The 13,218-nt window shown below is 74.0% G+C and carries 13 protein-coding genes; 6 read left to right on the top strand and 7 right to left on the bottom strand.

From position 1 onward, the window contains the following. Positions 1–2: 2 nt before the first annotated feature. The gene (locus ACFWJX_RS18960; protein WP_383244150.1) at positions 3–746 is read left to right on the top strand and encodes a PIG-L deacetylase family protein; all 744 of its coding nucleotides are present in this window, start codon (positions 3–5) and stop codon (positions 744–746) included. A gap of 176 nt (positions 747–922) precedes the next feature. On the opposite strand, the gene ACFWJX_RS18955 is transcribed toward ACFWJX_RS18960, so the two are convergent. After that, positions 923–1,123 (bottom strand): DUF5999 family protein, encoded by a 201-nt coding sequence (locus ACFWJX_RS18955; protein WP_383244147.1) that lies wholly within the window; start codon positions 1,121–1,123, stop codon positions 923–925. A gap of 184 nt (positions 1,124–1,307) precedes the next feature. Between ACFWJX_RS18955 and ACFWJX_RS18950 the strand changes: the two genes are divergently transcribed. After that, positions 1,308–2,138: a pentapeptide repeat-containing protein gene (locus ACFWJX_RS18950; protein WP_383244145.1), complete on the top strand. Its 831-nt coding sequence runs from the start codon at positions 1,308–1,310 to the stop codon at positions 2,136–2,138. Here the strand turns inward: ACFWJX_RS18950 and ACFWJX_RS18945 are convergent. Beyond that, positions 2,100–3,638, bottom strand: coding sequence for a cytochrome P450 (locus tag ACFWJX_RS18945; RefSeq protein ID WP_383244142.1), 1,539 nt, complete (start codon positions 3,636–3,638; stop codon positions 2,100–2,102). The genes ACFWJX_RS18950 and ACFWJX_RS18945 overlap by 39 nt on opposite strands. Positions 3,639–3,745: 107 nt before the next feature. Here ACFWJX_RS18945 and ACFWJX_RS18940 point away from each other — a divergent pair, with 107 nt between their 5' ends. Both ACFWJX_RS18940 and ACFWJX_RS18935 read left to right on the top strand, forming a co-directional pair. After that, a complete protein-coding gene (locus ACFWJX_RS18940; protein ID WP_383244139.1) occupies positions 3,746–4,360 on the top strand; it encodes a TetR/AcrR family transcriptional regulator in 615 nt (204 codons plus the stop codon). A gap of 87 nt (positions 4,361–4,447) precedes the next feature. Then, positions 4,448–5,173, top strand: a complete 726-nt coding sequence (locus tag ACFWJX_RS18935) for a DUF2470 domain-containing protein (RefSeq protein ID WP_383244136.1) — start codon at positions 4,448–4,450, stop codon at positions 5,171–5,173. Here the strand turns inward: ACFWJX_RS18935 and ACFWJX_RS18930 are convergent. The 4 genes from ACFWJX_RS18930 to ACFWJX_RS18915 all read right to left on the bottom strand — a co-directional run bounded on the left by ACFWJX_RS18930 (position 5,141) and on the right by ACFWJX_RS18915 (position 9,117). Further along, positions 5,141–6,382, bottom strand: coding sequence for a lactonase family protein (locus ACFWJX_RS18930; RefSeq protein ID WP_383244133.1), 1,242 nt, complete (start codon positions 6,380–6,382; stop codon positions 5,141–5,143). The genes ACFWJX_RS18935 and ACFWJX_RS18930 overlap by 33 nt on opposite strands. A 129-nt stretch (positions 6,383–6,511) precedes the next feature. Beyond that, positions 6,512–7,783, bottom strand: a complete 1,272-nt coding sequence (locus tag ACFWJX_RS18925) for an aromatic acid exporter family protein (RefSeq protein WP_383244130.1) — start codon at positions 7,781–7,783, stop codon at positions 6,512–6,514. Between the two features lie 105 nt (positions 7,784–7,888). Beyond that, positions 7,889–8,383 (bottom strand): FBP domain-containing protein, encoded by a 495-nt coding sequence (locus ACFWJX_RS18920; protein WP_383244127.1) that lies wholly within the window; start codon positions 8,381–8,383, stop codon positions 7,889–7,891. Between the two features lie 137 nt (positions 8,384–8,520). Continuing rightward, positions 8,521–9,117, bottom strand: a complete 597-nt coding sequence (locus tag ACFWJX_RS18915) for an HDIG domain-containing metalloprotein (protein ID WP_383244124.1) — start codon at positions 9,115–9,117, stop codon at positions 8,521–8,523. Between the two features lie 118 nt (positions 9,118–9,235). Here ACFWJX_RS18915 and ACFWJX_RS18910 point away from each other — a divergent pair, with 118 nt between their 5' ends. Then, entirely contained in the window at positions 9,236–10,525 is a 1,290-nt protein-coding gene (locus ACFWJX_RS18910; protein ID WP_383244121.1) for an ROK family protein, read from the top strand. A gap of 69 nt (positions 10,526–10,594) precedes the next feature. Next, complete coding sequence (locus tag ACFWJX_RS18905) at positions 10,595–10,891, top strand: hypothetical protein (protein WP_383244119.1); 297 nt, start codon at positions 10,595–10,597, stop codon at positions 10,889–10,891. A 1,044-nt stretch (positions 10,892–11,935) separates the two neighbouring features. Here ACFWJX_RS18905 and ACFWJX_RS18900 read toward each other — a convergent pair. Beyond that, on the bottom strand, positions 11,936–12,967 hold the full coding sequence (locus ACFWJX_RS18900; RefSeq protein WP_383244116.1) for an SDR family oxidoreductase: 1,032 nt from the start codon (positions 12,965–12,967) through the stop codon (positions 11,936–11,938). Positions 12,968–13,218: the final 251 nt, after the last annotated feature.

Raw genomic sequence — 13,218 nt, 5'->3', positions numbered from 1 at the left:
CCATGACCGAGCCGACGACCCCCCAGCTCACCCCCATGCCCGAGGACTGGCGGCGCGCCCTGGCCGTCGTCGCCCACCCGGACGACCTGGAGTACGGCTGCTCCGCGGCGATCGCCGCCTGGACGGACGCGGGCCGCGAGGTCACCTACGTGCTGGCGACCCGCGGCGAGGCCGGCATCGACACGATCGCGCCCGCCGACTGCGCCCCGCTGCGGGAACGTGAGCAGCGGGCGAGCGCGGCCGTCGTCGGCGTCTCCACCGTGGAGTTCCTCGACCACCGGGACGGGGTGATCGAGTACGGTCCCGCCCTGCGCCGGGACATCGCCGCCGCCATCCGCCGGCACCGCCCCGAGCTGGTGGTCACCCTGAACCACCGGGACACCTGGGGCGGGGTGGCCTGGAACACCCCCGACCACGTCGCCGTGGGCCGTGCCACCCTCGACGCGGCCGGGGACGCCGGCAACCGCTGGATCTTCCCCGAGCTGACCGAGCAGGGCCTCGAACCCTGGGACGGCGTCCGCTGGGTCGCCGTCGCCGGGTCCGCGACCCCCACGCACGCCGTGGACGCGACGGCGGGACTGGAGCGGGCCGTCGCCTCGCTGCTCGAACACCGGGCGTACATCGAGGCGTTGACCGACGAGGAGCCCGAGTCGTACGTACGGGGCTTCCTGACCGACGTGGCACAGTCGGTGGGGGAACGCTTCGGCGGCACGCCGGCGGTCGCCTTCGAACTGTTCGGCCGATAGGGCGGACACAGCCGACGGGGCAGGGGAGACGGCGAGGCCGGCGTGCTCAATGCCCCCGACGGCGTCCTGCGGCCGGTCATGGGCGTCACGGTCGTCGACGGCAGGATCGTCGCCCTGTACATCCTGGCCGACCCCGAGCCTCACGCGCCCGGAGGTACCGCCGGACGCCGGCTGAGTCAGACCGCCGCGACGGGCGGGCCGGGGACCCGGTGGGGGGCCACCACCCGTCCGTCGGGCAGGAGTTCACCGGTGTCGTCGAAGACGAGGGTGCCGTTGCACAGCAGGCTCCACCCCTGTTCGGGGTGGGCCGTGACGACGACGGCCGAGTGCCGGTCGGCGCTCTCCGGGGTGGGGCACGGTGGCTGGTGACTGCACATGGTGTGGCTCCTCGGTCCGTCGGCTTCTGCCGCAGCCGGCTCCTGACTCCGTGATAGCCGACGTTGTTTTCCGCTGGATGAGCGGACCCCCACAGCCCCGGAAACCCAGCGGTGAGTTCTCGTTCCGCGCGAGCGCCCCGCACCGGTGCGCGGACAAGCGCCGCAGGTCAGTAGGGTGGACGGAATGCGAGACGAGACGATGGACCGCGGCGACCTGCGCGGCGACTGCGGCAACTGCTTCGGGCTGTGCTGCGTGGCCCTGCCCTTCGCCCGCTCCGCGGACTTCGCGATCGACAAGGACGCCGGAAGGCCCTGCCCCAACCTGGGCGAGGACCACCGCTGCGGCATCCACACCCGGCTGCGGCAGAAGGGCTTCAACGGCTGCACGGTCTACGACTGCTTCGGCGCGGGCCAGAAGGTCTCGCAGATCACCTTCGGCGGCCAGGGCTGGCGTACGGCCCCCCGCGACCACGCCCGCCGCATGATGGAGGTCTTCCCGGTGGTCCGGCACCTCCACGAACTGCTCTGGTACCTCACCGAGGCCCTCGCCCTCCCCGCGGCCCGCCCGATCCATCCCGAGCTGCGCCGGGCCCTGGAGCGCACCGGGGAGCTGACCCGGGGCACCCCGGAGGAACTCGCCGCGCTGGACGTGCCGGCCCACCGCGAGGACGTCAACGCCCTGCTCCTGCGGACCAGCGAACTGGCCCGCGCGGGCCTGCCCGGCCGCAGGAAGGAACACCGGGGGGCCGACCTGATGGGCGCCCGCCTCAAGGGCGCCGACCTGCGGGGCGCGAACCTGCGCGGGGCCCTGCTCATCGCCGCCGACCTGACCGGCGCCGACCTGCGCGGTGCCGACCTCATCGGGGCGGACCTGCGTGACACCGACCTCACGGACGCCGATCTGACCGGCGTGCTCTTCCTGACCCAGCCGCAGCTCACCGCGGCCCGGGGGAGCGCGGGGACCAGGCTGCCGGGGTCAGTCGGCCGGCCCGCGCACTGGACAGCGGGGCACTGAGGCGGGTTCCTCCGCCTCCCGTTCGCCCACCGTGGCCGCCGTCGGGGTGCGCCGCTCCAGCCGTAGCCGCAGTCCTTCCGGCATCAGGGTCAGCCGTTCGGCCACCCGCAGCCGGTAGCCGGGGTCGGGCAGCAGCTCGTAGCGGCGCAGCAGCAGGCCGAGCACGAGCGTGGCCTCGTGCAGCGCGAACTGCCGCCCGATGCAGGCCCGCGCCCCGGTGCCGAACGGCTTGAAGGTGTGCGGGGCACGCGCGCGGACGGCCCCCGCCTCGAAGCGGTCCGGGTCGAACTCCTCGGCGTCGGCACCCCACACCTCCGGGTCGCGGTGCAGCATCGCCGTCAGCACCAGCGCCCACGCGCCGCGCCGCATCGGATGCTCCCCGGCCAGCACGGTGTCCTCGCGGGCCTCCCGCGCGAACGCGGGTGCCGTCGGCCACAGCCGCAGCGACTCGTCGATGACCCGGCGCACGTGGCGCAGCTTCGCCACCTGGTCGTACCCCGGCACCGGCGCGTCGCCCCACACCCGGTCCACCTCGGCGCGGGCGCGGGCGGCCACCTCGGGGTGGCGGGACAGGTAGTGCAGGGCGAAGGAGAGCGCGCCCGAGGTGGTCTCGTGACCGGCGACCAGGAAGGTGATGACCTGGCGCCGCACGTTCTGCGCCGACAGCCGCTCCCCGGTCTCCGGGTGGGCCGTCTCCAGCATCCGGTCGAGGAGGTCGCCGTGGCCGCCGGCGCCCGCCCGGCGGGCCCGCACCAGTTCGTCGACCGTGCGGTCGAGGTGGGCGATGTCCGCCTCGTTGCGGCGCGTGGCCCGCCACAACAGCCGGGGAGAAGGCACCGTGTTGAGCCGCTGCGCGTAACCGAGCGTGCCCACCATCGCCGTCACGAAGGGGTGGGGCCGGGACCGCTCGAACGAGCCGAAGTCATGTCCGAAACCGGTGCGCGCGATCGTCTCCAGCGTCAGTTTCGTCATGTCGCCGGGAACGTCGACACCGTCCCCCGAGGCCGCCGCGCGGTCCCAGTGGCCGGTCAGCCGGTCCGCCACGTCCAGCATCATCGGGTGGTAGGCCTCCATGGCCTCCCGGCTGAACCCGGGCGCCAGCACGTCGTGCGCCAACTGCCAGTTGGGCTCGTGGTTGTACGCCGTGAACAGGGCGTCCCCGACCACCGGCCGCAGGTTGGCGACGCCGAGCCCCACGTGCTTGGCGAACCGGGTCTCGTCCGCCATGTCGGCCGCGAGCCGCGCACCCCAGACGAAGACGAACTCCCGGCCGAAGACGCGCCGCCGGAAGATCGGCCCGAGCCGGCGGCCGTACGCCAGGGAGTCCTGCACCGGCGTCCGCCGGCTCGCGCCCAGCACGTCCCCGAGCAGCGGCAGCCGGTACGGCGGATGCGGGATGCGCCGCAGCTCGGGCCACCCCAGCTCGGCACTGCGGAACCCCTTGGGCAGCGCGGCCCCGGTCGCCGTGCCCGACCCGGCCCCGGTCGTCGTCTCCGCCATGACGCGATCTCCCTTGATCCAGCGGCAGGTTGAGCGTGTTGTACGTGCGTTCAATAGCGCGCCCAGTCTCGTCCCGCCGTCGAACCGGCGTCAAGTAAGGTGCCGACATGGCCGCCAACCCGGGGGAGCGCACACGGCGCCGCCTCAGCACCGGAGAGCGCCGTGAGCAACTCCTGTCGGTGGGCGCGCGCCTGTTCTCGGAGAGCCCGTACGACGAGGTGCGGATCGAGCAGGTCGCCGAGATCGCCGGAGTCTCGCGGGGGCTGCTCTACCACTACTTCCCTACCAAGCGTGACTTCTTCGCGGCGGTCGTCGAGTTGGAGAGCGAGCGGATGCTGCGCATGACGGCGGCCGTCCCCGGCATCCCCGTCCGCGAACAGCTCACCGCCGGCCTGGACACCTACCTGGAGTACGTCCGCGCCCACGCGCACGGCTATCGCGCCTTCCACCGGGCGGACGCGGCCGGTGACCAGGCCGTGCGCCGCGTCTACCAGCGGGCGCTGGCCGCCCAGGAACGCCAGATCCTCGCGGCACTCGCCGCCGACCCCGAGTTCGGCCCGCTGTTCGGGGAGCGTGCCGAAGTGCGCCTCGCGGTGCGCGGCTGGCTGGCGTTCACCACGGCGGTGTGCCTGGAGTGGCTGCGCGGGTCCGACGACGCGCTGTCGCGGGAGCGGGTACGGGAGTTGTGTGCGCGCGCGCTGCTCGGGGTCATCGCCCGCTGACGGGTGCCGCACAGGTTCGCGGGCCCTGGTTGGCGTACACCCCGATCTCCGATAGGTTAGGCAAGGCTTACCTAAGGAGGTCTTGGGATGGGTGACAGCGACAGCTGGACGGCCGCGCCCGGCGCGGCGGAGCGGGCCCGGTCCGTGCTCGCCGCGTCGTGGTCCTGCGCGGTGACCGCGGACGGCGGCCGCGAGGAGTTCGTCGGCGCGCACACCGTCGGCGACGACGGGCAGGTGTTCCTGCACGTGCCGGAGGACAGCGCACTGCAGACGGCCGCGATCTTCGCGCCGCGCGGGGAGCCCTCCGCCGTGCTGGAGTTCGCGGACGTCGCACCCGTCCCGGTCCGGGGGCGCATCCGCGCCCGGCTCTGGCTGGCCGGCTGGTTCGTCCCCGAGGACGGCCACCTCGCCTTCCGTACCACCCGCGTCGTGCTGAAGGAGCCCTCCGGGGCGGTCGTCGTCGCCCTCGACGAATTCGCCGCCGCCGAGCCCGACCCCCTCGCACTGGCCGAGGCCCACCTGCTCACCCACCTCGCCGACGCGCACCCCGACGCCGTCGAACGGCTCACCCGGCTCGTCCGCACGGAGAGCCTGCACGGCGCCGTCCGGGTCAGGCCGCTCGCCGTCGACCGGCACGGACTGACGCTGCGCATCGAACGCGCCCGCGCCCACGGCGACGTACGCCTGCCCTTCCACGCGCCGGCCGACGACGTCGGTCAGCTCACCGAGCGCATGCACGTCCTGCTCACGCAGGCCGGCGCCGCGTCCTGCCCGCGTGCCCTACAGCGGCAGCGCACAGACCGCGACGGGTGACACGAACGGCTGGCCCGTGCGCCGCAGGGCGCCGTCGCGGCCGTCCACCTGGAACACGCCGACCGTGCCGGAGCGCTGGTTCGCGGTGAACAGCAGGCCGCCGTCGGGGGAGAGGGCGAGCTGCCGGGGGAACTCCCCGCCCGACGGCACCGTGCCGAGCAGCCGCAGCCGCGCCCCGTCCGCCTCGACGGCGTACCGGGCGATCGTGTCGTCGCCCCGGTTGGCCAGGAAGGCGTACGCGCCGTCCGGTGTGACGGCGAACTGGGCCGGATGGTTGGTGCCCGCCCTCGCTCCCGTGGACTGGGGCCGGCCGATCGTCAGGCGGCCGGAGGCCGGGTCGTAGGAGCAGACCGAGACCGTGTCGTCGACCTCGTCGGCCAGGTACGCGTACCGGCCGCCGGGATGGAACGTGAGGTGGCGCGGCCCGGCGCCCGGCCGGGTGTGGGCCTGCGCGACCTCGGTCAGCGTGCCCGCCCGCTGGTCCAGGCGGTAGGAGTACACGGTGTCGGTGCCGAGGTCCACGGCGAGGACGTGCCCGCCGTCCGGCGCCGTGACGATCTGGTGCGCGTGCGGCCCCTGTTGACCCGGTCCGGGCGCCGGACGGCGGTGGGTGACCAGGCCGGTGGGCGCGCCGAGCGCCCCCGAGGCGTCGATCGGGTGCACGGCGACCGTGCCCGAGCCGTAGTCGGCGCTCAGCAGCCAGCGCCCGCCCGGATGCACCGACAGATGACAGGTGTGCGCCCCGCCCGTCGCCCGGCTCCCCAGCACCTCGCGGTCCGCCGTGCGTACGGCGGTCACGGCACCGCGCTCACGCTCCTGGACGGCGTACAGCGTCCGGCCGTCGGGGTGCACCGCGAGATACGACGGGTCCGGGACGCCGGTGATCGTGCCGGAGCCGGTGATCCGGCCCGACACGGGGTCGTACGCGGCGACCCCGATGCCCCTGCCGCCGCCCTCCACCGAGGTGTAGGTGCCCAGGTAGAGCGGCCGGGGACCGGACGGCTCCTTCGCGGCCGGGGCGGAAGCGGCGGCCGAGGCGGTGGGCTGGGCCGCGGTGCCGCTCGCCGTCCCGCCGTCCGGTGCCGCGGGCGTCCGGGAGGCGCCGTCCTGGCAGCCCGCCACGACCGAGGCCCCGGCCGCCGCACCGAGCGCCCCGACGAAACGGCGCCTGCTCCAGCCACCGTGTGCCGCTTCCGTCCCACTGCCCATGTGCCGCACCTCGGGTCGTCGTCCGTCACCGTCGTGACAGCCACCCTGACCCGCGAGGACCGCCGAACGCAAAACCGAACGCACAACCGAACGCAGAGCCGAATGCGGAGCCGAAAGCGGAACTCCCGCCTACAGGTCGCGCGAACGGCGTGAGTCGTCCCGCCGGTTCCGCCGCAGCCGGTCGGGAACCCGCAGCCGCCGGTGGATGCGCTCGCGCAGCCGCGGCAGCCAGGGCAGCCGGCCGCCCTGCTCCCGCGTGGCGCGGTCCAGCTCCTCCAGGAGGCGGCGTGAGCGGTGTTCGGTGTCGAGTTCGTCGAGCATGCGGTTGACCTCGGTCAGCACCGCGCCGTGCAGCTGCCACTGCCGGGCGTCGTGCTGGAGCTGCTCCAGCAGCAGCTGGGCGAGCTTGTCGCGGGTGGCGGCGGCCTGCCGCAGCTGGAAGGTGAGGCGCTCCTCGGCGGACTCCGCGTTCTCGCTGACGTGCGTGGTGACCAGCACCGCGAAGCTGACCACGGCGTCGGCGATCTCCGACAGCAGCCGCTCCAGGGCGGCGCTGGTCTCCGCCGGGAACAACGCCGCCGGTTCCCGCTCCTTCGTCAGGTCGGTGAGGGTGCGGGCGAGGACTCGCAGGACGACCGTGCAGATCTCCAGGGTGTCCAGGCCGGTGCGCAGCACCACCCGGTGCAGCACGCCCTCGCGCACCCGGGGGTTGAGCCGCAGGCTGTCCTCCGCCTGCCGCAGCGCCGCGTCCACCTCGACGATGTCGTGGTCCAGGCGGCGCGCCTCGTGCAGCCGGGCGGCGGCCTGCTCGGAGGGCGTGCCGCCGGCGGCCTCCTCGCCGATCCGCAGCATCAGCTGCCGCACCCGCCGGGCCAGCCCCTCGATGGACTCGCCGGCCTCCTCCACCCATACCGGGGGCGGCAGCAGCAGGTTGATGCTGAGCCCGACCACGGCACCGATCAGGGTCTCCAGCACCCGCGCCCAGGCCGTGTTCCCGACCGTCGTCACGCCCAGCACCAGCATGGCGCTGATCGCCACCTCGGGCACGTACTCGTCGACCCGCACCAGATGGCCGACGGCCAGCGCGGCCACGATCAGCAGCCCGAGGCTCCACCAGGTCAGCCCCACCAGGAGACTGAAGGCGATGGCGACGAGTACGCCCGCGACCACCGCGTTGACCCGTCGCACACCGTTGGTGAGCGTCGCGTACAGGGTGACCTGGACGACCAGCAGCGCGGTCAGCGGCGCCGTGAGAGGGGCGGTCTCGGGGCTGAGGTGCAGCGCGATGACGTAGGCGATCGTCGCGGCTGCGGAGGATCGAAAAGCCTGGACGACCGCGGGTTCCCGATGACGCCGCACCAACCTCAGGAGCGGTGCGGCACGCTCACGTACATCTTGCATCCCTTGGCCAGTTCCCGTTCCTCACCAGCCTCGAACGTTTCTTCCGTCACGCACTTCGGACGGAGGCGTCGAACGGAGGTCGGCTCGCGGTCTGAGCCCGCGAGGTCAGTCGAACAGCTTGTCGATAAAGGCGGACAGATTGCCCGTCGTCCGGGCGATCTGCTCCTCCAGGGTGAGGCTCTCCTCGAACCGGCCCCCCGACTCCGGGATCTTCTTGCCGCGCACATAGAGCGAACAGGCCAGGTCCGTGCACATGTACAGGCCCACCGAGTTGCCCTCCCGGCCCGCCGCACCCGCCTTGCGTGCCGTCATCAGCGAGACACCACCGCCCGGGTGGGTGGTCAGGCACAGCGAGCACATGCTGCGGTGCAGAAAGCCCCGCCGCGAGGCCGGGAACCGCAGGGTCACACCCACCGGACGCCCGCCCCGCTCGGTCACCAGACAACTCCGGTCGGGCGCCCCCGGATCCCGCCATCCCAGAAAGTCCAGATCGCCCCAGGGCCGCGACTCCAGATCCCGAGGCACCGCCAACCGCTTGGCCTCTCCCTTGGAACAGTTCACAAGGGAGTCGCGGATTTCCTGCTCGTTGAGGGTCCTCATCGGGAGAGTCTCCTGATTCGTGCGGCCCACGACCCCCGGCGGTCCGGGCGATCGTTTCCTTGGGGCTCTAGGTTCAGGCCTAAGTGTAGAGAGCCCTGGGGGGAAGAAGACAGTTGTTTTCCTTCAGGATGTGCGCCTCAGTCCTGCACCGGGTGCGCCGCCTGCCAGGCCAGTCTCCGGTCCGCTTCCTCGCCGATGTGGGTGAGGAACTCGTCCAGGGCCAGGAACTCCTCCCAGGGTGGCCGGCCGCCCGCGCGGGACAGGGCGGTCACCAGCAGGTCCTCCAGGTCCGGCACCCGGCTGTTCTTCCAGGCCTTGTCGGCCAGGCTCACCAGCAGGTCCTCGACGCCGGTCCCCGCGTCCCAGGAAGCGTGGCCGGCGGCGAAGCGGGCCACTTCGGGCGGTACGCCGTGGGCGAGCAGGAGGTCGCGGCCGGCCTCCTCGTGGCGGGAGCCGGGGGCGGACAGTTCGGCGGGGTGCAGGGTCTTGCCCACGTCATGGGTGGCGGCGCCGAACAGCACCGCCTCGCCGTCCACCGCCAACTCCGGGCGGCGCGCGCCGACCCAGTCGACGAGCTGCGCGGCGACGTCGTGCACGGCCCGCAGGTGGGCCACCAGCCGGGGCGGTGCACCGACGTCGCTCAGCAGTGCGACCACCGCCGCGGGCAGCGGCCGTAGCGGCGGATCGTGCGTCTCGTCCAGCGCGGTCGACAGCAGGCTCGGGCCGGTGGTCATCGGGTCAGAGTAGTCACGTCTCTTAGCTCACATCGTGAACTAAGGGTTGGACGAATGTCGCGCGGACCCCGCCCGCCCAGGTATGTTGCAGGTCGGGCAGGGTTCGAAGGGGGCCGATATGGCGGAGCGCAACGGGCGTACGGTACGCGATCTCAGGCGGGCCAACCGCACGGCCGTCCTGCAACGGCTCTACTTCGACGGCCCCCTCAGCCGCTTCGAGCTGGGCCCGGTCACCGGCCTCAGCTCCGGCTCGGTCAGCAACGTCGTCGCCGACCTGGTCGCCGACGGGCTCGTGGAGGAGGCCGGCAGCGTCGACTCCGACGGCGGCCGCCCCCGCACCCTGCTGCGCGTCGCGCCCGCCAGCGGCCACATGATCGGCGTCGATGTCGGCGAGACCCGCGTACGCGTCGAGCTGTTCGACCTCACCCTCACCGAACTCGCCCGCGCGGAACGCCCGTTGGAGCAGCGCCGGTACGAGGTCGAGGGCATCGTCGGCCACATCCGCGACGGCATCGCCCAGGTGCTCGACGCCGCAGGCATCGGCCCCGAGCGGCTGCTCGGCGTCGGTATCGGCGTCCCCGGCATCGTCGAGCGCGGCCCCGAACACGGGGCCGTCGTGCACGGCCAGACCATCGGCTGGGACGCGGTCCCGCTCGAGGAACTGCTGCGGGCGGGATCCCCCCTCCCCGAGAGCGTCCCGTACTTCATCGACAACGGCGCCAAGACCCTCGGCCAGGCCGAGATGTGGTTCGGCGGAGGCCGCGGGGCCCGCAACGCCTGCGTCGTCCTCTTCGGCTCGGGCGTCGGTGCCTGCCTGGTCACCCCCGACGTGGAGAACGGCCGGGCCGTCGAGTGGGGGCACCTCACCGTGCGGGTGCGCGGGCGCCGCTGCCGCTGCGGGGCGCTCGGCTGCCTGGAGGCGTACGCGGGCGCCGAGGCGCTCCTCGACCGCTGGCGCGAGGAGGGCGGCGAGCCCCCTCGGGACACCGACGAGGAGACCGCGCTCACCGCGATGCTCGCCGCCGCCTACCCGGCCCACGGCGGCGAGGCCGACCCGGTCGCCCTCGCCGTCCTGGAGGAGACCGCCGAGTACCTGGGCGCGGGGCTCTCCGACCTGATCAACCTCTTCCAGCCCGAGCGCATCCTCATCGGCGGCTGGGCCGGCCTCCAGCTCGGCACCCGCTTCCTGCCCGCCGTACGGCGCCACGCCACCGCGTACGCGCTGCGCCACCCGGCCGAGAAGGTCACCGTGGAACTGGGCCGGCTCGGGCCCGACGCGGTCACCGTGGGCGCCGCGATCCTGCCGCTCGCCGACTTCTTCTCCCGCGGCGGCCGACGCCCCGAGCCCCTCCCCGCCGGCCCGGCGCCCGCCTGGCGCACCGCGCTGGAGGAACGCGCCCCGCACTGAGGTTTCGCCGGTCGACCCGGAGGTACTCGCGTCCCGCCGCGTGCGACACGACCTCGAAGGGAGGACATCGTGGCCGATCATCGCCTCGAAGGACCCGGGGAGAACGGCACGCCCGTCCCGCGCGACCTGCCCGACCAGCAGGCGGACGCGGGCGAGGACCCCTGGGAGGTCGCCCCCGCGAGGGCGGACGGGAACACCGGCACGGACGCCGACTCGGGCCACGCGGACGACTCGGCCGACGCCGATGCCGACGCCCCCGACATGGACGTCCCCGACACGGACGAGGCGGGCGCGGGCCGGCAGGGCGCCCCCCGCCCGGCCACCGTCAACCCCGATCACCCCATCCCCGACGAGTCGACCGGCTGAACCCCGCCTCCACTCCCGGCCCATGACCCGGGCCGACGAACGGGGCAGACAACGGGGCAGAGAACCCGACGGCCGACCGCCCAGTTCCTTGCGATGATCGTCCGCATGGCCGACTGGGCGGTTTTCGTGGTGGTGCCGGAGGACGGCACGCCGGGCACGCACGAGGTGTACGAGGCGCGCTTCGGCGCGGTGGGCCTGGATCTCGACCTGCTGGCCGGCCCGGACGTGGTCCTGCCCGCCGTCAGGGCCCGCTCGCGCGTGGAGGGCCACTGGCGCGACGACGGCGTGTGCGAGGCGGCGGTCCTCCTCGACCTGCACCGCCGGGTCATGCTGCTGTTCGCGAGCGAGGGCCCGGTGACGCAGCTGCGGCACCGGGCCGTGACGCTGCACCGCCTCGCCCTCGCCTGGCCCGGCTGGGAACCGCGCTGGGCGTACGACGGCCCCGCCGATCTCCGGATCCACCTGGGCCTCGACCCGGACGCCGTCCGCGAGCGCGAGGCACGGGTGTACCCGGAGTGGCCGTTGGGGCGCGACGACGAGGAAGCACGCGAGCGGGACCCCTACCTCCGCATCGTCACCGTCGGCGAGGACCGCTGCCACCTGCTCACGGCCGTCAACGACCACCCCGTCACCGAAGGACCGGCGCTCCTCGACCGGCTCGCCGGGGCGCCCCGGCACGGGCGGTGCCGGGCCGCCGTCCAGTCGGGCCTGCACATCGACCCCGCGCGCGGGCGGATCGGCTGGTGGCTCCTGGGTACCGTCCCGCGGGCGGCGGAGATGGCCACGCGGTGGCCCGGGTGGACGGTCGACTTCTGGGCGGACCGCTGGACCGAACACGCCCGCGCCGCCCCCGGCCTGTTCGCGCCGCCGCGGGTGAACCCGGGCCGGGCGCTGGCCGAACTGCGGGAGGAGGCCGCCGGACACTGGGCGCGGCGGCAGGGCGACGGCTCCTGGCCCGGCTGGATGCAGGCGGCCGTACGGCGGGAGGAGGCGGACGCGGTGGTGGACCGCATCGGGCCTGGCGCTGACCGTCCCGCCCGGCCGTCAGCCGACCTTGCGACCCCGCATCGGCTCCGTCGGCGCGCCCGCGCCGGCGCGCATCCCGTGCAGGAACTCCTCCAGAACCTCCGTCGCCGTACGCTGCGGGCGCCAGCCCAGTTCCACGCGCGCGCGGGTGCAGTCCAGCAGCGGGAGGCGCAGGACCGCGTCGAAGAGGTGCGGGGAGGCGGGCAGCAGATGCAGGCGCCACGCGGCGGCGATCGCCGAGCGGGCCGCCGTCCTGGGCAGTCGCACCGGGCGGGCGTCGAACATCTCGGCGAGCAGCTCCACGTCGACGGGCGGATCGGCCGCGAGGTTGAACGGCCCGCGCACGTCCGTGCGCACGGCGAGCCGGTACGCCTCCGCCGCGTCCTCGGTGTGCAGCGCCTGCACCCGCAGCCCCGGCACGTCCGGCAGGAACGGCAGCAGCTCGGGCCGGGCGATCGGCCCCGGCAGGAACCGGCCGCCGAAGATGCGGCGCTGCTCGCTCGCGGACTCCCTCTTGAACAGGAACGCCGGCCGCATCCGCACCACGCGGGTCCTCGGGTGATCGCGTTCGAAGGTGTCCAGCGCCCGTTCCAGATAGGCCTTCTCCCGGCAGTACGCGGCGTCCGGCCAGCCGTGCGTGGGCCACGACTCGTCCACCGCACGCTCCTCCTCCGGCCCCGGCGAGTACGCGCCGACCGACGAGGCGTGCACCAGTGCCGGCACGTTCGCCGCCGCCACCGCCTCGAACACCCGCAGGCTGCCCAGCACATTGGTCCGCCAGGTCACCGCGGGATCGTGCGTCGGCTGGAACGCCCACGCGAGATGCACCACCGCGTCCGCGCCCTCGAACACCCGGGCGAGACCGCCCTCCTCGGCGCTGAGGTCGACCGTCGACCACTCCGTCTTCGGCGGCGTCCGGTCCGGGAACCGCCGGGCCAGCCCCACCACCGACTCCACCTCGGGATCCTCCGCCAGCAGCCGCACCACACTCGTGCCGACATTGCCGGTGGCCCCGGTGACCACGACCCTCTTGCCCGACCCGCTGCTCACCTTCGACTCCTCTCGCCGCCCTCGGCTGGGGCGCGACGAGTACCCCCGTTCCGCGCGGGGCACGCGAGCGCCCGGGACGAGCCGGAGGGGTGGGAGGTGATCACCGCACGAGCGGGATGAGCGGGATGAGTGAGAAGCCCCGACCGTGACGGGGGAATCACGGCCGGGGCGGTCTGTGCGTGGGCGCGGACGGCGGTCGCCTCTCGGCGAAAGGCTCCACAGGGCTTCAGCCGAACGATCGTCCCTGTGGG

This window comes from Streptomyces sp. NPDC058335 (genome assembly GCF_042723915.1).
Lineage (GTDB): Bacteria > Actinomycetota > Actinomycetes > Streptomycetales > Streptomycetaceae > Streptomyces.
The sequence above is the reverse complement of the archived record's forward strand: the minus strand, read 5'-3'. Positions and strand labels throughout refer to the sequence as shown.